We start from the raw sequence: 21,828 nt of genomic DNA, 5'->3' as shown, positions 1-21,828 counted from the left end.
ATAAAGCCCCGCCTTGTATCTCTCTGTAATAGATGATTAGCTATCATTTATTACATCGGAAGTTAGTGAGCTTGTAGCCCCGCCCAGTACTTGATACTGAGCCGTAGATTAAGCCCTAGCTTCCAATTCTCAACAAACTGAATGGTATCCAAGCACTCTTAGATTAAGTTGATGCTGTATGTACAAGGGGAGTAAGTAGAGATGATGTTTATTGGTTTTGATATCAGTAAAGATAAAGTTGATTTATGTTGGCTGAGAGATCCAATCACTAATAAAAAGAAAACAAAAGTATTTAAAAATAACCACCTAGCTTTCAAGGAAATTAAGCAGTGGCTTTTAAGTACAACCAAAACTATAGCTGAGGAAATCGTTATCACGGTAGAGCCAACCGGTGTTTACCATGAGCCGTTAATGTACTTTTTATACCAGCAAGGATTCAATATTATTCTCGCTAACCCTAGCAAAGCAAAAAAATATGCTGAGGCTCTAAATGTTGTTCATAAAACAGATAGGTCAGATGCGATAATGCTTGCAAGCTACGGTTATGCTAAGCAATCAACCGTTAACTTCTGGCAACCTGAAGCAAAGGAAATTAGAGAGCTTAAATCCTTACTGCGTCGACTTGATGCATTGGAGTCCAATAAACAACGAGAGCAGAATCGATTAGAAGCAAGTGAGTTTAATGCGACATCTGAGCGAGTCACTCAATCATTAAAAGAAACGATTAACTTTCTAGATGATGAGATAAAAAAACTTAAGTCAGATATTGATAGTCACATAAATAGCTTTCCTGACTTAAAGAAGAATAGAACGTTACTAGAAACAATCCCCGGTATTGGGCCTGTTATGTCTCGGGAGCTGACGTATATATTCGCCGCTAAAAATTTCAGCAGAGCTAAGCAAGCTGCTGCCTACTGTGGCTTAATACCGCGGCTGCATGAGTCTGGGAAAATGAAGGGCCGTACAACTATGAGCAAGCTAGGGCCCTCAAAAATAAGAAGTAAACTTTATATGGCAGCAGTAGTCGCTGGGCAGTGGAATTATAAGATACAACAGCAAAAAATAGCCTTGCTGAATAATGGCAAAACGTCGATGCAAATCATTGGCGCCAATATGCGTAAACTCATTCATATATGTTTTGGTGTAATAAAAAATCAAGAAGCGTTTAAGCTCCAAGAAAGTTAAATACGATCTTGAAGCCTATAAAGAGAGATGGTATCTACATTAAAATACCTGCTATATTTACTTATAAAATAAAGGCGTTAGGCTCTAAGTGCTAGGCTCGGGCTTTAAGCCGTAACCCGCAGCCCGCAGCCCGCAGCCAAAACATAAGGACATAAAATGCAAATACTTCACCATGGAGCAGTCAATGGCGTAACAGGCTCATGCCACCAGCTGATAATAAACGATCAAAGCTCTTTTCTAATTGACTGCGGATTGTTTCAAGGAGAAGACTCAGTTGATGATCTTAATATTGAATTTAATATAGACACAGTTCGCGCGCTTATTGTTACCCATTGCCATATTGATCATGTTGGCCGGATTCCCTATTTATTAATGGCTGGCTTCAAAGGTCCTATATTTACCTCTATTGCATCAGCAAGTTTACTGCCGTTAGTCATTGAAGATGCATTAAAAGTGGGCGTCACACGCGATCAAAAAATAATAGACACCTGCTTAAGGCTACTTAAACAGCAAATTGTCGAAATCGATTTTAAAACTTGGTTCGATCTTCCTTGTAAGGGTAAACACACAGCGAAAGCCCGACTTCAACGAGCTGGGCACATTTTAGGCTCCGCTTATGTAGAAATAGACATAAGCACACCTCCCCACAAAGCTAACAATAATCACAGAGTGGTTTTTTCAGGTGATTTAGGCGCGCCCTATACGCCTCTACTACCCGCACCTAAAGCCCCCTATAAAGCAGATACTTTAGTTATTGAGTCAACCTATGGTGATAAAAACCACCAAGGCCGCAAGCAACGTACGCAAACCTTAAAAACCGTGGTTGAGCGCGCTGTTGCAGACAATGGCGTCGTGCTTGTGCCTGCATTTAGTATAGGCCGTACACAAGAGCTGTTATACGAACTTGAACAGCTAATTCATGCCTCTACAAAAAATTCACCTTGGCGCACAATACAAGTAATACTCGACTCCCCCATGGCAGCTAACTTTACTCAGCAGTACCGAAAATTTAAATATTTATGGGATGAAGAGGCAAAACAAAAAGTAGCTAAAGGGCGCCACCCACTCGACTTTGAAAACCTCACTACAATAAACACCCACAGTGAGCACTTAGCGTTAATAAATTACTTAGCCAGCCGCCAAACACCTGCAATTATTCTAGCTGCAAGCGGTATGTGCACCGGCGGGCGTATAGTTAATTACTTAGAGCGCTTTTTAACCGACAAAACCACCGATGTACTCTTTGTAGGTTACCAAGGGCGCGGCACGCTGGGTCGCGATATACAAACCTATGGCCCAAAAAATGGCTATGTAGTTATTAATAATACCCGCATTAATATAAACGCCAAAATACACACCATAAGCGGCTACAGCGCTCATGCCGATCAAGCAGGTCTCATCAAATTTGTAACCGGTATGCGCAAAAAGCCCCGCCATATAAAAATAGTTCACGGCGATGATGACGCTAAAAATGCACTCGCAGCAAAATACAGGGAAGTGTTGGGTGATGAAGTGAAAGTTGAAATTGGGAAGGGATAGGTTCGAGGTTCGGGGTTCGGGGTATTTAAAAACCTTGCGGTTAACATCCGCATCGCAAGGTTTTTATATCCGTAGCAGCGGGTTTACCCCGCGTCGTTATTAGGTATTAGGTTCATGGCCCGCTACCCGTAACCCGTTGCTCGTTACTCGTAACCCGTTGCCCGCTACCCGTTGCCCGTCACCCGTTGCCCGCTACCCGTTGCCCGTCACCCGTTACTCGTAACCCGTTGCCCGCTACCCGTCACCCGTTGCTCGTTACCCGTTACCCGTTACCCGTTGCCCGTCACCCGTCGCCCGTTACCCGTAACCCGTTGCTCGTTATCCGTTACCATTGTTGTGATTCAATATCTTTATTATCTACGCTCATTTCTATTTGTTTGTTAAGTAAGTTAATTAATAAAATACTGCGCATGTCGCCATTGGGCTCTTTGTAAATTGCTTGAATACCTTTAAAAGAATCGTTATTAACGCTCACTACATCACCCGCTTTTGGCATCGTTGACTCAACAGTTTGTGAACATTCACTTTGTAATTGTTCAATTAAACTTATGGGTACCACTTGATAACTCGCACCATAAGACACAAACCCACCAATACCGCGGGTATTTTTTACAGCAGAAAAGTTACCACTTTTTAATTCAAGGCGAACAAATAAGTAATTAGGAAACAAAGCTAACTGCTTAACAGTGCGACGACCTTTAATGAGCTTTTCTGTTGTTAATTTGGGGTAAAATGCCTCAATCCCTTGGTTGGTTAAATTAGCTTTTGCCCTTTCCTCTTGTCGTGGCTTACACATGACTAAATACCAATTTTCCATACTATATCCTGTAACCTTAGCTTAACGAGCAATCGTCAGCATTTATCTAACCGAACGCGCTATTGTAAACTACTCACAGACTTGATGCGAGGTAGATAGTTAGGTTTGAGAAATTTAAAAACCTTGCGGTTAACATACGCATCGCAAGGTTTTTTATGCCTGTAGCAGCGGGTTCACCCCGCGTCAGTATTAGGGTTTAGGCGCGTAACTCGTCGCTCGTAACGTATCGGAGTTTTTCAAAGGGAAACACAAGAGAAAAGTGTGACTTTTTATTGAATGTTAGATTTCTTCAATAAAACAAATAGAAAAGTGATCGCGGTAGGAATGAGCACTACAAACCAATGAACTGGTTTTACGGGTGAAGTCGATTGATAGGTATAGTGTGGTGTTTATGCGTAAAAGCCCCAATGTCACTTATGTAAAATATCAATATTTGTACATGATGACCGTTTTTAATGGCCTAACTCAATAAGGAATGGCGAATACGATAAATATTCATATTATGTAAGTGAAGCTTTATGAGGCAGGCGCGGCAAGCCATCGCTTGAGAGATTGAATAAACATGACCACCCAAATCGGCAACCATGCCGCCATTAAAATTCGGACCCCTTTAACGTTAAATCTTCAAACACTACCCTAAAATCATTTTCATTGGTTATCTGTCGTGAAATTTTGTGCTCAAAATAGAGTTTTTGCTTAAGGTTTTACCGCATAATTTATTGATGCATTGTTTTATTTTCTCCCAGCGATTTGCCCCTTTATTTCGTCAGTTAAACGTTTACAAAACACCTAATCAAGTGCATAAAAAAGACTTGGAACTTTCGCCCCAAGCCTTTCATTAAAACTGTCACCTATCTCAGAACGTGACAGAAATCGTTATATAACAGTGATAACCGTATTTAGATCATCGGTTAACTAATCTGCGGGTAAAAGCGAATACAATTAAAATTAAACTAAACCAGCCTAAGCTACCACTATCATTATCACTATCACTATCACTATCACTAGAGTCTTCAACGGGTTTTTCAACAACAGGTGCAGCCACTACATTAATGCTAAATTGTTCTGTTACAGGCTGTGAAATTTCACCATCGGTAACAGATACGGCAATAGTTACCGTACCAATATGTGCATCACCAGGCGTACCTGAAAAAGTTCTAGTGTCTGCTTCAAAACTCAACCAGCTTGGCAACTCTGTGCCATCTTCTAATGTTGCAGAATAAGTCAGCTCATCGCCTTCATCAGCATCAGTAAAAGTTTGCGCATCAAAGGTAAAGCTATACGCAAGACCCGATTGTGCTTCCTGATCTGGAATTGCTATGTTGACTACGGGCGCCCTGTTCTTTTGAATAACAACAACTTGTGCACTCGCATTAACAGTTTCGTCATTAGCTAGCTCAACCACTACTGTTACCGTTTGCTCGGCAATATCGACAGGCCAAATTATCTGACCAGCTTGAGCAGCCAATTCAGTTGCAAGACTTAATTGACCACTATCATGAACTAGTTTGACATTTAGCCCATCATTTTGGTCTAGTCCTGCAACATCCCAAGAAACTCTTAAGTTTTCACCATTAAAGACAACGTTTTCAGTGTTGATTAAAATACTTGGTACTATGTCAACGACGACATCAAACATTACTTGCTTACTATCGATTGTAATATCAAAAGATTGAGCTTCAACATTTTCGCCTGAAACGTCTAAACGATATAAACCTAAAGGCAAACCGTTAAAGGCAAATCGTCCGGCAAGATCGCTTAAAGTGGTGTTAACTAAATCAACCTGTATACCTTCAGCCGTGAATAGTGATAAATCTACATTAGCTACTGCATGGCTGTTAGCAGAAACAAATCCAATAAGGCTTGCTTGGTGTGTATTAATTACCACACTTTCAGCAGTGCTGATTTGATCATCGTCTGTTATGACAAAAACACTATAGTAGTAAATCGTATCTCTAGATGCCGAAGTATCATTACATTCGTTAGCAACTTCACCACAAATCTTCAGGCCATCATTTGGACTTACAGGGAAATCATCTGTGCTTCTTACAGTGATCACTTCAGCAATATTTGGTAAGTTAGGTAATGTCCATGTAAGTTGAACATCGCTACCGTTTGAGCTGGCTTGCAAATAGCTAATAGCCTGAACGGCCACAGCGGTTTCACCACTATATGTGGGCTCAACAATGGTATTGTCGATAACTGCGCGCACATCACTATTAACTTTAATAACAAAACGCTCATCGCTAGTTATTTCCTCGTAGTTTATGACTTCTAGTGTGCCACTTTCTGTTGTGCGTTTTACAAAGACTCTAGCATTGGGGAATTGCTTATAACGTTCAATTTCTACTTCAAACTCACTTGCGCGAGACAAGTAAAGCTTTTCAGACATAAGTGAGCGACTGACATAGCTTACATCTTGTGCCATTTGCTCAGATAAAGGCATTAAACGAGCTGGTTCGTCAGTTTGCTTGTTTTTCACCGAAACAATACGAGCACCCTGCACGACGACCTGCGTATGAACTAAAGAGTTCATAGTAATAGCCGCTTTATTACTATTTCCTTTTACATTTTGCTCAGTAACATCTTCCTTACTAGCATTCAAATAAAATGCATTTTGTGCTTCTTGTGCAGTGCTATGAAGCTGTAACTCATCATTAGTAACACTAGCAAATCTGGTCATTGAACCACTGTTAACATACGGGTTGTACGCCACAAAATCACCGTATTGGCTTTGCACTGTGCCTGTTTTTTTGAAGTCAACGACAAAATGCGGGATAGTGCTTAACGCATCGCCAGTAAATTCTAATTGGCTATAACTGCTTGGAAAGTTATTATCATGCGTTACAAGTACGGTAGTGTTGTTATATTTAATTAGTTGGGTTGCCACGATGGCATGACCACCTTTTACAGTGAAGTAGAACACCAGTGGGGATGCTTTATCATTAGTGAAGTGTTTAGCATAATAGCTACTTAGCTGCTCAACATTGCTAAAACGTGAGAAACTGGCACTACCGGCGCCACTATTTGCTCCGCTCCCCGAGTATGCGCCTTGGGTAACAAAGTAATAAGCAATTTGCGCCATACTTTGCACAATATCATTATTGTTCGTTGCAACATATTGACTCACGTCTTTAGGTAACGGTTTTGGTGTTTGCGTTTCACGGTATTGCCAATGGTCATTATAGAGTGCGGTAATTGTTTGCGCAGAGCTACCCTCAACAATTGAGCTACCCCAAGCTGATGCTTGTGCGCTGTTATTAAAGTTACTCGCCGCTGAAGTGGCTAATCCATAACACACTCCGCCGAAACTGCGATTTTCTCGAACACTTTTATCAATGCCGTCATATTTACCGACAATTTCATAGGCTTCATCTCTACGATGTTCAGGTAAAATAGGCGTGATACCATCAGCAACATTAAGTAAGGTACCATGCACTTCAAGTTGCTCGAGTGAACAGTTTCCTAACACCCAGCAAGCAATGCCTCCGTCAGCTAACATGGCATCACTCCAACCACCATTTTTAAAGGCATAACCATGTTGGTCAACATTAAATGAAGTACCATAAACACTCAAATTGTTTAAATCCTTTATAACTTCACACTGCTCAGCTAAACAAATAGACATGCTGGCATCTTTAAGTACATAAGGTGCATTATTCAGGGTGAAGTCTACTTTAAAAGCCTTCTTAGCAGCGTCAACTGAACATTCCCCTGGTAACTGCTGGTTACTATCTTGAACGATAAAGCTGTGCTGAGAACAAATATCCTCTAATGCACCACCACTTTTAGCAACTAGATCACGAAAATAAACAGTAAAGGTATTTGAAACCTTGGCGCCACGTTTTTGATAAACTTTATCGGTTTCAAACTCAAAATTAAAAAGAGATTGCGCTTGGTTGAACCAGACATTGTCAATAGCAAAACCGGCGCGCTCTTCTGTTTCTATTGCAATACGGAAGCTAGCAATGTTCTCACCACTAATTTCAAAACGCTCAATACCATAGATGGAATCAAAACGCTTACCTAGAAGCTCGCCATTTTCGTTATACCAAGAAATAGCCGTTGAGCTGAGGTCATCAAAATAACCTGCATCAAGGGCAAACGTATTTACTGTTAAGGTTCTACTTGGATCCGCCGGGTCGACAAAATGCCCCTCAATAGCACCATTAAATCTTGGATAGCCCGATAACACCGGCGTAGTTGGGTTAGCACTATCTGAAGTGATAAATGGTGTATCTCCAGAGAAAATAATTCCTTTATCAGCATACTGGTCTGTTATGTAAGTGTTTGTAGCAAACTCTGAAAAGGTAATTATACCTTCCTGTGCCTCTGCCTGAACTTGGTTTTGTTTACTGAATTGTTGTTTTTGAATAGTTGGTGAAGAAGAATAAAACTCTTCACTATAAGCTTGTTGATTGGTCTGTGCGTTGGCCGAAGTGACTAAAAGACTATAAGCTAAGCAAGTTGACGCGAAAGTAACTTTATTACATTCCATAAATATTCCCTTTTATCAATAATGAAACACCCCTAAATAAAAACATTCAGTTAACTTTTATTTAACATCTTGGAGCCTAATTAGGATATATCAGTATACTTTTTACAGCAAGCGTCGACAGAATATTTAGTTTTTGAGGTTGGCTTGGGCTTCGCATCTTATCGTGTGGGTATCTATTACACTTAATTATTCGCTTTTTAATCGTGGCAAAAAAATTCAGCAACCGCATTATCATGATAATGCGGTTGAAGCCTGAAGCGACTAAGTGATTTTAATGATCAAAGCTTAATGAGAATAAGCGATCAAAGTTAATGCAATTGGGTGTTCAAAGCTGGAGAGAATATGCAACTGTTAGATTTGATTGAGCTCTTGTTTGTTTAGCCCAACTGGTTAATTCGAGGTTCTAGGCTCGATGCTCATACCCCGTCGCTCGTAGCTCGTTACCCGATGCCCGTTACCCTTTAACCAACTTTTTCATATGTTCAGTAAACTCATCACCTAAACTTTCATGGCGCATGCTGTATTCTACAATGGCTTTTAAGTAACCAAGTTTATCACCACAGTCATGTGAGCGGCCGCTCATATGAAACGCTTCTACTGTTTCTTGTGCTATTAGCGCATCAATCGCATCAGTCAGTTGAATTTCGCCACCAGCGCCAACGTGTGTTTTAGCTAGTAGCGGCCAAATATTTTTACTTAATACATATCGGCCAACAACAGCTAGGTTTGAAGGGGCAACATCAACATCTGGCTTTTCAACCATGGCATTAATAGCGGCACTTTCACCTGAGGTTAGTTCTACACCGTTAATATCAGCAATACCGTATTTGCTTACGTCTTCTAAAGCGACAGGTTCTAGCATAATTTGGCTGGCTTGCGTTTGGTTAAAACGGGCAATCATCGCAGCTAAGTTTTCAGTTTTTTGATTTGCCGTATAAGCATCGAGGATTACATCAGGTAATACCACTACAAAGTCGTCATCACCCACAATTGGCTTAGCGCATAAAATAGCGTGCCCTAAGCCTTTAGCTTCACCTTGGCGTACATGCATAATGGTTACATCAGGTGGGCAAATAGAGCGTACTTCATCAAGTAATGTACGCTTAACCCGCTTTTCAAGCGTAGCTTCTAACTCAAAACTGGTATCAAAATGGTTTTCAATCGCATTTTTAGAGCTGTGAGTCACTAATACAATTTCTTTAATGCCCGCAGCAACACACTCGTTAACTATGTACTGTATAAGTGGCTTATCAACCAAAGGCAACATTTCTTTAGGGATTGCCTTAGTCATGGGTAACATACGCGTGCCTAAACCGGCAACAGGGATAACAGCTTTCATACTAGTCCTTTAATTATTAATGTGCTAAAAAGGTTAATTGATAATTTTGTACACCACTAATTTCTTAGTAATGAATAAATTTTTGCAATTATAGCTTTGGGTAATAATCTTAATGGCATTCTCAGTGCCATATTTTTAAGCACATCACCTAAAGGGAGAAGTTTGCTTTTATAGCTTTTTTTAAAAAAGTTAAACTCTCGTTTAAAATATAAATAGCCACTTCGTCTAGAAAGCTGATTTAAGCCTGCTCGCATATGCACTAATGGAGAAGGTATATTATACAGTATAGCACCACTTTTAATTAAGCTTAACCATAAAAAATAATCTTCAAAGTACAGTACATTTTGATAACCACCACATTTTACTACTGTTGTTTTTTTAAACATAACCGATGGGTGATTCATAGGATTTTTTGACTTCGCGAACTTTGTTATATCTGCATGATATTCTGGCACTTGTCTTATAGATAATATTGTACTTGGGTCATGATCAAACTCACTAATCCACGAACCACAAACATCTATATTTTGTAAGTCAAAAGCAGCTATTTGTTTTTCAAAGCGCGTGGGAAGCGCGATATCATCTGTATCCATTCTTGCTACTAATTCATAGCTACAATGTTGTAAACCTTGATTAAGCGCTTCGCCTAAACCAACGTTATTGGCTATAACAACATCTACTATATTTAATCTACCTTTCCAGCTTTCAATTACGTCATACAAATCTTTGTTTAAAGGGCCATCTTGTACAAGTACTATCTCAGTAGGACTTAAAGTTTGCTCGTAAATACTTTGCATTGCTTCATCAAAAAATTGAGCCTTTTCTCCCTTATAAAGAGAGAGTAAAACAGAGAACTTGATATTATGTGCCAACAGTATTTCCTTTTTTATTAAATCTAAAATTTTTATTTATCGCAATACCAAAGAAGAGCCATAAATACGGTGACGTAATATACTCATTAAATGCTAAACCCAAGAAGATAGATAACATCGCAGCTTTTAGAATTTTTGCATGAATATTAGAATAAATTTTAAATAACAAGACTATAAAAAATAAAAAAAGAACTCCCATTTCAGCAAGGTAACTAATATAAAAATTATGGGCTCTTGCGACATGGCCATTAACAAAGTATTGATAAAATTTAGGATCAATATGCATTAAGTAATTTTTCAAGCCCATCCCAGTGCCATATGGAAAGTTACCAATTAGTAAATCCAAGTTAGAAACGAATAACATGAACCTTTGATGATCTCCTACCTTTTTACCTACCCCAATGCCAGCACCATTGTAATAATATTCATATAATGCAACAGCTAATTCAGTAGCCTCTTCTACACGCTGTATCAGAAAATCAACAAACGTTAGGTGTCTAAGTAAATATAAAAGCAAGCCTAGTAAAATAATAGAGCATAGGAAGATAAACAAGTATTTTAATAACTTTTTAGGGTCTAGAACGAGTATAATTGCTAAGCTGATGTACATAACAAGGAGAGTTCTACTAAAGATCAATAAAGATAATAAAATAATTAAGACAGCCGTGAAGTAATAGCCACGGAACACAGCTAAAGAAAAGCCTATAAAGACAAGAAATAAGTATGAATTTTTATTCCAAAGTAAATAAGGATTTCCACTATACGTTAAACCACTAAAAAAAGTAACTCCTCCGAGAAAAACTGAAAATAGAGTAAATATAATTAGTGAGTCTGAAATTTCCTCAGCTTTTAACTCTTTAGAAAAAACCCACATTACAAAGCAATTAAACATCCACATACAAAAGTAAATGAAAGTTGAAGCTAAGTCCTTTGATATAGCTAATGAATAGGCTAGGTAAATAATAAAGAAAATAAAAAACGAAAGTACTTTTTTATCAATAAGTGTTTTTCTATTACTTAATATAAATAGGACAAAAGAGAACAGGTATACACCAATATATGCTGGGGGGATACCTAATAGCCTAGGAGTAAAGAAATTTAGCCCGCAACATGTTATTAAAATAAATAAGAGAATATACTTTTTTTTCATATGTATTTGATCATAATATTTCTATCATAGAGCTTACTCTACAATTAAAAGTATGTTCTTCCTTTAGTTTATTTATAAATAAATGTTGATTATCAAGTAAATAATCTGCAGCCTTTATAGCTTCATCAATAGACTCAACATAAATAGATGTAGGCCCGAAGTCTATTTTATCTAAATTTTTGCCTATAATAACCTGTGGGGTAGAGCTGTGATAACACTCGAAAGCCCTCATATTCAATCCCGTTTGAAGATCTGAGTGTATATTTATCACAACTTTAGAGTTGAGCAATAATTTAATATATTTTTCATACTTAAGCACCCCATACTTAAGATACTTTCTCAAAAACTTGTACTTAAAGTAGCAATCTAACATCTTGAAAATTCGAAATAAATCAAAGCCCCCATAAACTATATGGTTACCTTTTTTTATTTTTGAAAAAAACAAATTCAAATTAAAAGCCCTACCTCCATATAGACTACCAACAAAACTAATATCAACTGTTTTTAAAGCTTTATTTCCTACCGGGGTAGCACAAAGAGGTAAGTAACTGCAAGCATCATTATGACGAGAGATTGCGGGTAAGTCTTTACTTTGAAATGTGAATACATGGTCGAAAACAGATAAAATAGGGAGCAGTTCACACTCAAACCTCTTAAAGTCATCCATTAACCAAAGAAATAGCTTACTTGTTTTTAATTTTAATAGGTTTAAAAGTTCTCTATTTAAAAAGGTACCTTTGATTATGAGTATTAATTCAAAGTTCTGCTTGCAAGTTTTAAGATAATTATTTACTTCATTACTTTTTATAAAAAATGATTTTAGCGTTTTCTTATCTGTAATATTGAGTACTTCTGCTTGGTACTCTAAAGATAAAAAGGCTTGAGCTATCGAGTCATTATAGCCAAAAAAATCAGGGCCAATAATTAATACTTTTTTACTACTCATTAATTAATCTCATATTAGAAAGGTACAATATCAAACTTTTCAATGTCAAAGAACTGAACATAGCGATACAAAATGCAAGCGGTACATTATTAATTGCTTTGATACCTAAGGAGTGCAGAAAATAAATCATGGAGAAAAATATAAACATAACAAATAAGCCTATAAATAAATTTTCTTTGGCTAATTTTTTCCCAACTAAATCATAGTGAAAAAGTAAAGAAGCAGCTAAAAACATAAAGGATAAATTTAAAATAATAAAAATTTCACTTGAAAAATAGACTTTTTCATCGCCGATAAATGAAATAAGGATAGGTAAAATAAATAAACCACTTATTGAAATAACTATAAATAACAGAACAGTATATCCTAAAGCTTTGGTGTAATCTTGAAACGTATAACCAACTGAGACCAACTTAGATATTCTAGTGTTGAGTATTAAAACCTCAAATATTGATAAAGTTGATGCTGCAATACTAATGTATAAAACATAAATACCAAGTGATGCTTTATTAACTGTTAACATATCGAAAATAACTCGATCCCCTCCCAAAATAAAGCGAAATGAAAGAGCCGAAATAAAAAAGAAGATTATGGTTTTTATTTCTTTGGAATATACTTTAATTTGACGAGCTATATTAGCTGCTGTTGCACTTTCATGTTTCAGAGCATAGTTAAAATGATTTAGAATACAAATAAAAATAAAAAGCTGAGAGTATAGCCAAACTTCAAAAATAAATCGCATACTTAACTCTACATCGTTAGTATAATAAAAAAATACAATAAGACTTGGCATCAATGAAAGCCTTAAGAAGTTAATTACATTAGAAAAAACATGTTTACCTAGATAAATAATTACTTTTTGATACTCTGCCGCAAAAACTTCTAAAACTAAAATACTAACAATTGCAAGTGGAGGCGAAAAATCTAAAAAAAACATATTGAAAGTTACTAAGCTTATTAACAAGCTAATTGATATCGTAATTATGAGATGAGATATCATAACCCCTTTATTATTTTCAGGATGAAAAAAATTCGCTGATATATTATGAACTTCAAATCCTGATATAAATGTACTAATAGAAATACAAGCTAAAACAACCCCGTACTCTCCAATTAAATCAACACCAGCAACACTTGCTAGCCATAGTATAAAGAAAAATTTAATTGATAAAGTGCTCAACCTGAGCATTAAATTAAAAATAGTGACAACTTTATGCCCTGGAGAATAACTCATAATACTTATAAAAATTCTCCATCTGCATCCACTTTTCTCCAAGCTGATATATCTACATCATATTTTTTTACTATTTTTGCAGGAGCGCCTACAATAATACAATGGTTGGGGTACTCACCTTTGAGCACTGAATTAGCTCCTACAATACAATTATTTCCTAGCTTTGTTCCAGCAAGGACTTTAACCCCTGCCCCAATTAAACAATTACTACCAATAATTGTTTGTTTTACTGTTAAAGATTGTGCAGATATTGCTCTATCAATATCAGAATAACCGTGTTCTGTATCTTGTATCATTACATCAATTGATATCATTGTATCTTTTCCAATTATAAGTTTAGAAGCGGCCGTTATATGAACTCTTTGCTCAATAGTAACGCCCTCACCTATAAAAATTTCAGGTGAGAACTTTTGACTCCTATACTCATGAATTGCTTCAATTCTAGCTCCATCCCATATAACAACTCTTGAGCCAAGACTAATTGCTTCCAAAGATAAAAACAGAGGCTTTCTAACCAGCGACTCTTGACCAAGAGAAGAAAGTAAAAACCTATATACCCACGAAGTCTTTTTTCTATAATATAAGTTAGCTATAGCTTGAAGCTTGCGTGAGAGAGGCAGTCTAAAGAATTTAGTTACGCTTTTGTTCATTAAAAACATTTTCATACTCATCAATTTTAAAACCCAACACGTAAGTTAATTTTTCTTCGGTATTAGCCCAAAATTTAGGGTTATTTAATTGATCTTTTAACCACTTATACCTAGTTATAAAATCTTCGGCTGTCGAAAAAGAATCATCATGTATATCGATAGCATCATCAATTCCCCCAGTAATATACTTTAAACAAATACTATTAAATGTATAACTGTCATAATAGGCTGTTGAGTTAAATGAAATACTAAACAAAAAAGTTTCCTTGGTTAATAAATTCTGTATAGTTTCATTATTTGAAAGTGTAAAATTCTCAGAGCTTAAAAAATATTCATAATCAGATGGTTCTAAAGATGGATGCAATTTAAGGTGGTATCTTAATCCTAATTTTTCAGCCACTGACTGCAATAACAAAAGTAACTCAAGATTTCCCTGATGAAACTGTTTTCTAGAAAGCATGACAAGCACTTGATTTGTATTATTTTTTATTGGTTTTAATGTTTTTATCGCCCGAGGGTATCCAGTAACCAGAAGCTTATCATTAGGAACTCCGAATTTTATAAATTCATCTTTTGTATATTGTCCCCAACAAAGCAATTTTTGTGCATTGATATTCTCATAAACCAAACTATCAACATTACCTTCATCAAATATATACCAGAGTCCATGCTGTACCGATAAAGTTTTCCCGCCATTCTTTTGAATAAAAAAATCTATCTCTGCTTCACCTGCTAAGTTACTACAAAAAGAGGTTAACAATTTTGTTTTTATTGGCGGTAAGCTATCTAATTGTCTGATAAGGTTTAGCGTGTGAATAGTTACAGAAAGAAGGTAAACTCGCCTTTTGAAGCTTAAACTTTTGACATTTTTATATATATGAACTAGTGCAAATAGGGTGCTTTTTAGACTAAAACTTAATCTAAACTTTATTAAGGATAAATCTATTACCTTTGCTGAATCTGTTTTATTTATCAAAAAAGATAATAATTCATAATAGTCTTTACGTTTGTAATTACCTATACAGTAAATATGTTCGGCTTCAAAGTGTATTCTCTTGATATTTCTAACAAGAAATATTTTTCCTAAACATTTTAATAAAGAAATTTTTTTTAAATTTACACTCTGAAAAAGCTCAATAGCTAAAATTTTTTCTAATGGATAACCTTGATAAGATACCTTAAAGTCTTTTTTTAAGTTTAAGTAATTGACATAATCACTTTTTGGCATACTAATTTTTCTCAGTTGAGTTTAAAAGTAATTTAACTTTTTCTAAATCTTCTACAGTATCTACTGCTATTCCGAAATTACCTACTTCAACCATCTTTATTTTTATATCATTTTCTAAAAACCTTAAAATTTCTATATCTTCAATTGACTCTAATGGGGTTTTTTCAGGGTTTGTAGCAAAAAAATTCAGGTGACTTTTTGAAAACGCATAAATACACACCTGTTTAAAGCATATTTGTAACTCACCACTTTTGCTTATCGGTATTGCTGCTCGGCTCATATACAACAGGTCACTACTTTTACTAACCACAACTTTCGGTAATGTATTTGAATAAGGATCTTCATGCTCACTTATTTGAGTATAAGCATTAACAACTCGAGTAGGATCTTCTAAAAATATATCTCTTATTTTAATTATATCATTAGGATCAATCATTGGCTCATCACCTTGAACGTTGATAATAAAATCAAAATTTAAGGTAATATTAGCCTCTGCCAATCTATCCGTACCTGTCAGGCATTCTGAAGATGTCATTAAAGCTTTCCCTCCAAAGGACTTTACTTCATTAACAATTCTTTGATCGTCGGTAGCAATGTATACAAGATCTTCTCCTACTGCAGAAACGCACTTTTCCCAAACATGCTGAATCATTGTCTTACCATTAATTTCAGCGAGTGGTTTTCCTGGGAATCGGCTAGATTGGTATCGTGCAGGAATTAAAACCGCGTATCTTAAAGACATATCTGTCCCTCATAGTTATCAATTACTTTAAAATGATTTTTTTCACTCAACTTAATCATCTGGTCTTTTACGTTAGAAAGAGGGGAGTAAAAAACGAAATCGATGCCATTTTCTAATGCTGCTTCATAATCTGCAACGGCATCACCAACCATTACTGCCTTATTATATTTAACACCATTAAGTATGTTATTAATATTATCAACTTTAGTCTCTGGACTACCTAAGATTCCTTTAAAGAACTCAGAAAACCCTCTTCTTTCTAAAGTAACCTTTAGCTGCTCTTGCTCTGAACCAGAAGCAACGTATAAAGCTTTTGAAGATAACAATCTCAATAAAGGTTTTATACCAACAGCTTCTGGCACAGTTAAGTATAAAGAGTTAACTTGTTCTGCATAACTATTTAATAAGAAGGTTTTTAAGTCAGATTTTTTTTCTATATCTAGCAGCAATGGATCTACAAAACTATCAACATGATAAAATCGGCTTCTGCCAAAGTTGTTTTTAAACTGCTTAGTTAAAGATTCAACCTGCTGATTAGTATAACAATTTGAAAGTGTAAGTGCCGCATTCATAGCTGACACTTTCATGTTATTAGAATCTAATAACACACCATCGCAGTCAAAAATAATAAGATCATACTGATCAAATATACGCATACACGCTTCCTTTGTTGACTGGATATGTTGTTGGTGTAATAGAGAAAACATTCAACGCTTCAGTAGCTTGCTCTTTTAGTAGTTCAAAAAACTCTATCATTTCAAGTTGTCTAGAGTCATTTGACTCATATCCATCGACACCTGCAAGAGTAATATTACTCGTACCACCAGCTAACGCAAATGACAAAGCATACGCTATTGTTAATTCATTAGGGATTACACATGAGTTTTCTTTAACACTGAAAGTACCTTTAGCTACATCTAAGCCATAACGTATATTATTATTGTTGGGTATTATTTTAATATCTTCTGTCGAAAAACGATGTTCTGGATAAACGATTGGCTTTGTTAAATTAGGGTAATCTGATTTTTCTACTAAAAACTTGAAGTTATGTGTAATGGCTATATAGTCAATCACTTCATCGTTCAAGATTTTATTTACATTTAGGGAGATAACAATCGGCTTTTTCTTTTCTATGTATAACTCTATTGCTTTTTTGTGTTTTTTAACTGATTCCGCGTTAGTTACTATTAGCACTTCCTTATTTTTGAAAATATCACTTATATTGTCGCCAGTAACAGCTTCTCCACTGTTATTTAAATTTAAAGCTGCTTCTAATACAGCTCCATCATACTTATTAGTTCCATTCTGCTCTAACAAGTATTGCAGAGCTCCAACAACCTCATCTTTACCTAAATGACTATTAGATAATAGGTTTTGGATATATGTTGGGTGAACATTTTTTTGAGCGCCCAAGAAATATAATAAATTAGTGCCCCACCCATAATCTTTTTGCATTGATTCAAAATATCGTATAACTAGTTCATAAATAGCGGTTGGATTTAAATGAGTATACTTGTCAGCTAAAACAGCCATTAAGCTTTCTGTTTGTGTATTACCTGCTCCTCGTCCCATACCAGTAATAGTGGCATCTAACCAAGTTACACCTAGATTTAATGCTGTAAGGCTGTTATCAAGTCCTCGTCCCATATTATCGTGAGTGTGAATTCCCATTTCACCTTGCCAATATTTTCGAAGCGCACTAACTATTCGAGTAACTTCCTCAGAGTCCATATTACCAAGAGAGTCTGCAAAATAAAGCGCATCTATACACCCCCACGAATTAATCTCTTTGGCCTTTTCTTCCAGCTCTAAATCAGGCTTACCTCCAGCCTGCATGAGGTTGTAACCAACTTCATAACCTTTCGCTTTTAAACACTCAGCAATTTTTTTCGATTCTTCAACTTCATAAAAGTGTGCTGCAATTCTAACTAAACTTACACAACTTTCAGACTCTTTACAAAATAGTTCATCAACAGCATCCTCAATACTCAGCTGGCTTGATAAAACAGTTTTTGCATCAACCATCACACCATATGTTACACCACATGGTAGATTTAATGTCTTTAGATAACTTTCAGAACTATATGCAAAAGGTCCTAAAAAACCTGCTTTTGGAAAATTACGTAAGCCTAGTTCTACATATTCGATACCACTTCCGGCTACAGCATTCAAATAACTTTTAACCAGTTCCGTATCAAAATCCCAATCATTGTAATATCCACCATCTCTTAATGTGCAATCAAGAATTTTCATATCAGCCCTTTTCTTTAAGTTTTTCTTTAAAATCAGCAATCATCAGTTTCATATCTTCGATTACATTCTTAGGATTAAAGCTCGGAAATAACCTTTTTAATGAAGATATATCCGTTTGGGGAAAGTTTTCATTTAAGGAGTCATCGCCGTGCCAAATAACTTCGCATTGAATATTTTTTCGAAGTGTATCTGCAAGCTGTTGAGCTGTTATATTATATCCCGTTGCTATATTAATTATTTCATTCTTTGCTCTTTCATCAGTTGACAGCATAATACAACAGTTAGCTACGTCATCGACTGAAATATAATCCTTTGCATAACTTGGTGGAACATACATATTGACATTTCCATTTTCAATTGCATTCCTTGTTATTGCAGGTAAAAACAAAGGGCTACTGAGCGCAACACCGTACACATTACTAGGCCTTAAAATACAAACTTCTCGACCACTTTTAAGACAGATTTCTTCTCCTACAAGTTTAGTCAAATTAAATAAGCGACGGTTATCATTTGAACATACTGTAAGGTTGTCATTCTCGTTTGCACCTTGTTGATTCATATACACACGAGTAGATGATATATATAATAAGCGCGCAAAAGTACTATGCTGTAAAATATTCGCAAGCAAAGAAACATTTGCTTCTAGCACTGAAAATGGTGTGTTTTTACAATCCCCGTTACCTGCACAGTAAATTACAACTCCTAAATCACGCTTAAATATACTGTTATCATTTCTAGAGGGCACAAAAGTGGTATGCCCTAAAGCAGTTAATTGAGATACAATTTCAGAGCCTATAAAACCTCTTCCACCAAATACTGTATAAAGTGCCATTATTCATCCCACCCATTAAGAAGCTTATTTTTTATTTCAATAAGTGTAGGCTGGGCTTTATCTTTATCAGATAGTAAAGGTTCATCAAGCGGCCACTGTATAGCTAAACTTGGATCGTTCCAAAGCAAACCACTTTCATCATTTGGATCGTAATAATCGGTACATTTATACTGGAAGTCAGCTATATCACTCAATACACAAAAACCATGTGCAAATCCAGGCGGTACATAAAATTGTCGCTTATTTTCACCTGTCAATAAAGTAGATTCATACTCACCAAATGTTACCGAATGGGGGCGCAAGTCAACTGCGACATCGAACACTTGTCCTTCAGTCACAGTTACCAGTTTCCCCTGTGGTTTGTGCTTTTGAAAGTGAAGCCCTCTTAATACTCCTTTAGTTGACCGAGAACGGTTATCTTGTACAAAATTAGCATTAATCCCAGCCGCTTTATATCTTTCAGATTGAAATGTTTCATAAAAGAAACCCCTTTCATCACCAAATACTTTTGGTTCGATAATAAGTAAGTCTTTTATTTTGGTTTTAATTACATTCATATGTTTTTAAACTATTTAGTGATATTTAGTAAGTATTGACCGTAACCGGTTTTACTTAAGCTAAAACCAATTTCTTTCACTTGCTGCTTGCTTAACCAACCTTGATGTAACGCGATTTCTTCTAGGCAAGCAATTTTAAAGCCCTGACGTTTTTCTACCGTTTGTACAAACTGCGACGCTTCAAGTAGTGAATCATGAGTTCCAGTATCTAGCCAAGCAAATCCACGACCTAATTGTTCAACATTTAGCTTACCTTGCTTTAAATAAGCCTTATTTACACATGTAATTTCAAGCTCACCACGTGAAGAAGGTTTCACATTTTTAGCTATTTCAATCACTGAATTATCATAGAAATAGAGACCAGTCACTGCCCAGTTTGATTTTGGATGCTTTGGCTTTTCTTCTATTGACAGTGCTTTAAAATGTTCGTCAAACTCAACCACCCCAAAACGCTCGGGATCCATAACTTGATAACCAAAAACACTTGCACCATCTAAATTTTCAGCTGCGTGCCTTAATTGCTTACCAAAAGCTTGACCAAAAAATATGTTATCGCCCAAAGCTAAGCAAACATCGTCTGAACCAATAAATTCTTCACCTATAATAAAAGCTTGTGCTAAACCATCAGGACTTGGCTGCACAGCATAGTTAATACAAATACCAAATTGCGAACCATCACCAAGTAAACGAATAAAGCCATCCTGCTCTTCCGGCGTAGTAATAATTAAAACCTCGTTAATACCCGCTAGCATTAATACGGATAATGGGTAGTAAATCATAGGCTTGTCGTATATTGGTAATAACTGCTTAGACACACCCTTTGTTATTGGATGTAAACGCGTACCTGAACCACCTGCAAGGATAATTCCTTTCATATTATTCTCCTTAAACTTGCGTATTTAGTTCACCAAGTCGCTCACGTTGATATGAACCATCCTGAACATTTTGACACCAAATTTGATTATCTAAATACCATAGAATAGTTTTTCGCAAGCCAGTTTCAAATGTCTCAACTGGCTCCCAATTAAGTTCTTGGCTCACTTTTGAGGAATCTATAGCATAACGGCGATCGTGACCTGGGCGGTCAATTACAAATGTTATTTGCTCATCATATTTTGCTTCTTTAGGTACTAACTCATCTAAAATACTGCAAATAGTTTTCACTACTTCAATGTTCTGTTTTTCATTATGACCACCAATGTTATAAGTTTCACCTACTTTGCCTTCTGTTACTACTTTATATAGGGCACGTGCGTGGTCTTCAACATAAAGCCAGTCACGAATTTGGTCGCCTTTACCATAAATAGGTAGCTCTTTGCCTTCAAGTGCATTTAAGATTACTAATGGAATTAGCTTCTCAGGGAAGTGGTAAGGGCCGTAATTATTTGAGCAATTCGTAACAATAGTCGGAAAACCATACGTGCGTAACCAAGCACGAACTAAGTGGTCGCTCGAGGCTTTACTTGCGGAATACGGGCTACTTGGCGCATACGATGTTTGTTCAGTAAATAAGGGTAACTCTTTACCCGAAGTATTACCTTCTAGCTCATCGGGATGAGGCAAGTCACCGTACACTTCGTCGGTAGAGATATGGTGGAATCGAAAAGCTTTCTTAGCTTTCGTATCTAATGTGTTCCAGTATTCTCGCGCAGCTTCTAGTAAATTATAAGTTCCAACGATATTAGTTTGAATAAACTCTGCTGGGCCCGTGATTGAGCGGTCAACATGACTCTCTGCCGCTAAATGCATTACAGCATCAGGCATATGCGTTTTAAAAACTCGATCTAATTCTGTACGGTTACAAATATCAACTTGTTCAAATGCATAGCGCTCGCTTTTATCTACAGATTTTAATGACTCTAAATTACCAGCGTAAGTTAGTTTATCAAGATTAATAACTGAGTCTTGAGTATTTTCTATAATATGGCGTACTACTGCTGAACCAATAAAGCCCGCTCCGCCAGTAACTAAAATTTTCATAACACC

General features: G+C 36.3%; 18 protein-coding genes. 2 read left to right on the top strand and 16 right to left on the bottom strand.

The window, feature by feature from the left end; all coding sequences use genetic code 11:
* Positions 1-201: 201 nt before the first annotated feature.
* On the top strand, positions 202-1,185 hold the full coding sequence (locus BG00_RS06375) for an IS110 family RNA-guided transposase (protein ID WP_036981290.1): 984 nt from the start codon (positions 202-204) through the stop codon (positions 1,183-1,185).
* Between the two features lie 156 nt (positions 1,186-1,341).
* Positions 1,342-2,724 (top strand): MBL fold metallo-hydrolase RNA specificity domain-containing protein, encoded by a 1,383-nt coding sequence (locus tag BG00_RS06370; protein WP_036981289.1) that lies wholly within the window; start codon positions 1,342-1,344, stop codon positions 2,722-2,724.
* A 325-nt stretch (positions 2,725-3,049) separates the two neighbouring features.
* Here the strand turns inward: BG00_RS06370 and rfaH are convergent, their stop codons facing one another.
* The 16 genes from rfaH to rfbB form a co-directional block, all read right to left on the bottom strand.
* Entirely contained in the window at positions 3,050-3,541 is a 492-nt protein-coding gene (gene rfaH, locus BG00_RS06365) for a transcription/translation regulatory transformer protein RfaH (protein ID WP_036981287.1), read from the bottom strand.
* 904 nt (positions 3,542-4,445) lie between these two features.
* Positions 4,446-8,039: a putative Ig domain-containing protein gene (locus BG00_RS06360; protein WP_036981285.1), complete on the bottom strand. Its 3,594-nt coding sequence runs from the start codon at positions 8,037-8,039 to the stop codon at positions 4,446-4,448.
* Positions 8,040-8,493: 454 nt separating this feature from the next.
* A complete protein-coding gene (gene galU / locus BG00_RS06355) occupies positions 8,494-9,378 on the bottom strand; it encodes a UTP--glucose-1-phosphate uridylyltransferase GalU (RefSeq protein ID WP_036981283.1) in 885 nt (294 codons plus the stop codon).
* 56 nt (positions 9,379-9,434) lie between these two features.
* Positions 9,435-10,250, bottom strand: a complete 816-nt coding sequence (locus tag BG00_RS06350; RefSeq protein ID WP_150111309.1) for a glycosyltransferase — start codon at positions 10,248-10,250, stop codon at positions 9,435-9,437.
* Positions 10,240-11,124, bottom strand: a complete 885-nt coding sequence (locus BG00_RS06345; RefSeq protein WP_202807719.1) for an O-antigen ligase family protein — start codon at positions 11,122-11,124, stop codon at positions 10,240-10,242. The genes BG00_RS06350 and BG00_RS06345 overlap by 11 nt, the downstream gene beginning before the upstream one ends.
* A 286-nt stretch (positions 11,125-11,410) precedes the next feature.
* Positions 11,411-12,346 (bottom strand): WaaS/CpsH family glycosyltransferase, encoded by a 936-nt coding sequence (locus BG00_RS06340; protein ID WP_036981281.1) that lies wholly within the window; start codon positions 12,344-12,346, stop codon positions 11,411-11,413.
* A complete protein-coding gene (locus BG00_RS06335) occupies positions 12,339-13,580 on the bottom strand; it encodes a hypothetical protein (RefSeq protein ID WP_036981280.1) in 1,242 nt (413 codons plus the stop codon). Before BG00_RS06335 ends, BG00_RS06340 begins: the two co-directional genes overlap by 8 nt.
* Before the next feature lie 5 nt (positions 13,581-13,585).
* A complete protein-coding gene (locus BG00_RS06330; RefSeq protein WP_202807718.1) occupies positions 13,586-14,245 on the bottom strand; it encodes an acyltransferase in 660 nt (219 codons plus the stop codon).
* Entirely contained in the window at positions 14,211-15,458 is a 1,248-nt protein-coding gene (locus BG00_RS06325; protein WP_036981279.1) for a hypothetical protein, read from the bottom strand. Before BG00_RS06325 ends, BG00_RS06330 begins: the two co-directional genes overlap by 35 nt.
* A gap of 1 nt (position 15,459) precedes the next feature.
* Positions 15,460-16,200, bottom strand: coding sequence for a 3-deoxy-manno-octulosonate cytidylyltransferase (gene kdsB / locus BG00_RS06320; protein WP_036981278.1), 741 nt, complete (start codon positions 16,198-16,200; stop codon positions 15,460-15,462).
* Positions 16,191-16,856 carry an HAD family hydrolase gene (locus tag BG00_RS06315; protein WP_036981276.1) on the bottom strand — a complete coding sequence of 222 codons (666 nt, stop codon included), beginning with the start codon at positions 16,854-16,856 and terminating at the stop codon, positions 16,191-16,193. The genes kdsB and BG00_RS06315 overlap by 10 nt, the downstream gene beginning before the upstream one ends.
* On the bottom strand, positions 16,843-18,453 hold the full coding sequence (locus tag BG00_RS06310; protein ID WP_036981275.1) for an aldolase catalytic domain-containing protein: 1,611 nt from the start codon (positions 18,451-18,453) through the stop codon (positions 16,843-16,845). Before BG00_RS06310 ends, BG00_RS06315 begins: the two co-directional genes overlap by 14 nt.
* 1 nt (position 18,454) lies before the next feature.
* Positions 18,455-19,285, bottom strand: coding sequence for an NAD-dependent epimerase/dehydratase family protein (locus BG00_RS06305; protein ID WP_036981274.1), 831 nt, complete (start codon positions 19,283-19,285; stop codon positions 18,455-18,457).
* A complete protein-coding gene (rfbC, locus tag BG00_RS06300) occupies positions 19,285-19,842 on the bottom strand; it encodes a dTDP-4-dehydrorhamnose 3,5-epimerase (RefSeq protein WP_036981273.1) in 558 nt (185 codons plus the stop codon). The genes BG00_RS06305 and rfbC overlap by 1 nt, the downstream gene beginning before the upstream one ends.
* Positions 19,843-19,853: 11 nt before the next feature.
* Positions 19,854-20,717: a glucose-1-phosphate thymidylyltransferase RfbA gene (gene rfbA, locus BG00_RS06295; protein WP_036981272.1), complete on the bottom strand. Its 864-nt coding sequence runs from the start codon at positions 20,715-20,717 to the stop codon at positions 19,854-19,856.
* Positions 20,718-20,727: 10 nt separating this feature from the next.
* A complete protein-coding gene (rfbB, locus tag BG00_RS06290) occupies positions 20,728-21,822 on the bottom strand; it encodes a dTDP-glucose 4,6-dehydratase (RefSeq protein WP_036981271.1) in 1,095 nt (364 codons plus the stop codon).
* Positions 21,823-21,828: the final 6 nt, after the last annotated feature.

The organism is Pseudoalteromonas sp. SCSIO_11900, assembly GCF_000576475.1.
In the GTDB taxonomy this organism is placed as follows: domain Bacteria; phylum Pseudomonadota; class Gammaproteobacteria; order Enterobacterales; family Alteromonadaceae; genus Pseudoalteromonas; species Pseudoalteromonas tetraodonis.
Note: the sequence above shows the minus strand (reverse complement) of the source record. Positions and strands in the feature narration are given on the sequence as shown.

What these genes read in the sequence shown, in the direction of transcription:
- rfbC (WP_036981273.1), bottom strand. Translation starts at nt 19,842, where the DNA reads ATGAATGTAATTAAAACCAAAATAAAAGACTTACTTATTATCGAACCA.
- BG00_RS06375 (WP_036981290.1), top strand. Translation starts at nt 202, where the DNA reads ATGATGTTTATTGGTTTTGATATCAGTAAAGATAAAGTTGATTTATGT.
- BG00_RS06330 (WP_202807718.1), bottom strand. Translation starts at nt 14,245, where the DNA reads ATGAAAATGTTTTTAATGAACAAAAGCGTAACTAAATTCTTTAGACTG.
- rfaH (WP_036981287.1), bottom strand. Translation starts at nt 3,541, where the DNA reads ATGGAAAATTGGTATTTAGTCATGTGTAAGCCACGACAAGAGGAAAGG.
- BG00_RS06370 (WP_036981289.1), top strand. Translation starts at nt 1,342, where the DNA reads ATGCAAATACTTCACCATGGAGCAGTCAATGGCGTAACAGGCTCATGC.
- rfbB (WP_036981271.1), bottom strand. Translation starts at nt 21,822, where the DNA reads ATGAAAATTTTAGTTACTGGCGGAGCGGGCTTTATTGGTTCAGCAGTA.
- BG00_RS06335 (WP_036981280.1), bottom strand. Translation starts at nt 13,580, where the DNA reads ATGAGTTATTCTCCAGGGCATAAAGTTGTCACTATTTTTAATTTAATG.
- galU (WP_036981283.1), bottom strand. Translation starts at nt 9,378, where the DNA reads ATGAAAGCTGTTATCCCTGTTGCCGGTTTAGGCACGCGTATGTTACCC.
- BG00_RS06340 (WP_036981281.1), bottom strand. Translation starts at nt 12,346, where the DNA reads ATGAGTAGTAAAAAAGTATTAATTATTGGCCCTGATTTTTTTGGCTAT.
- kdsB (WP_036981278.1), bottom strand. Translation starts at nt 16,200, where the DNA reads ATGTCTTTAAGATACGCGGTTTTAATTCCTGCACGATACCAATCTAGC.
- BG00_RS06305 (WP_036981274.1), bottom strand. Translation starts at nt 19,285, where the DNA reads ATGGCACTTTATACAGTATTTGGTGGAAGAGGTTTTATAGGCTCTGAA.
- BG00_RS06325 (WP_036981279.1), bottom strand. Translation starts at nt 15,458, where the DNA reads ATGCCAAAAAGTGATTATGTCAATTACTTAAACTTAAAAAAAGACTTT.
- BG00_RS06360 (WP_036981285.1), bottom strand. Translation starts at nt 8,039, where the DNA reads ATGGAATGTAATAAAGTTACTTTCGCGTCAACTTGCTTAGCTTATAGT.
- BG00_RS06315 (WP_036981276.1), bottom strand. Translation starts at nt 16,856, where the DNA reads ATGCGTATATTTGATCAGTATGATCTTATTATTTTTGACTGCGATGGT.
- rfbA (WP_036981272.1), bottom strand. Translation starts at nt 20,717, where the DNA reads ATGAAAGGAATTATCCTTGCAGGTGGTTCAGGTACGCGTTTACATCCA.
- BG00_RS06310 (WP_036981275.1), bottom strand. Translation starts at nt 18,453, where the DNA reads ATGAAAATTCTTGATTGCACATTAAGAGATGGTGGATATTACAATGAT.
- BG00_RS06345 (WP_202807719.1), bottom strand. Translation starts at nt 11,124, where the DNA reads ATGTGGGTTTTTTCTAAAGAGTTAAAAGCTGAGGAAATTTCAGACTCA.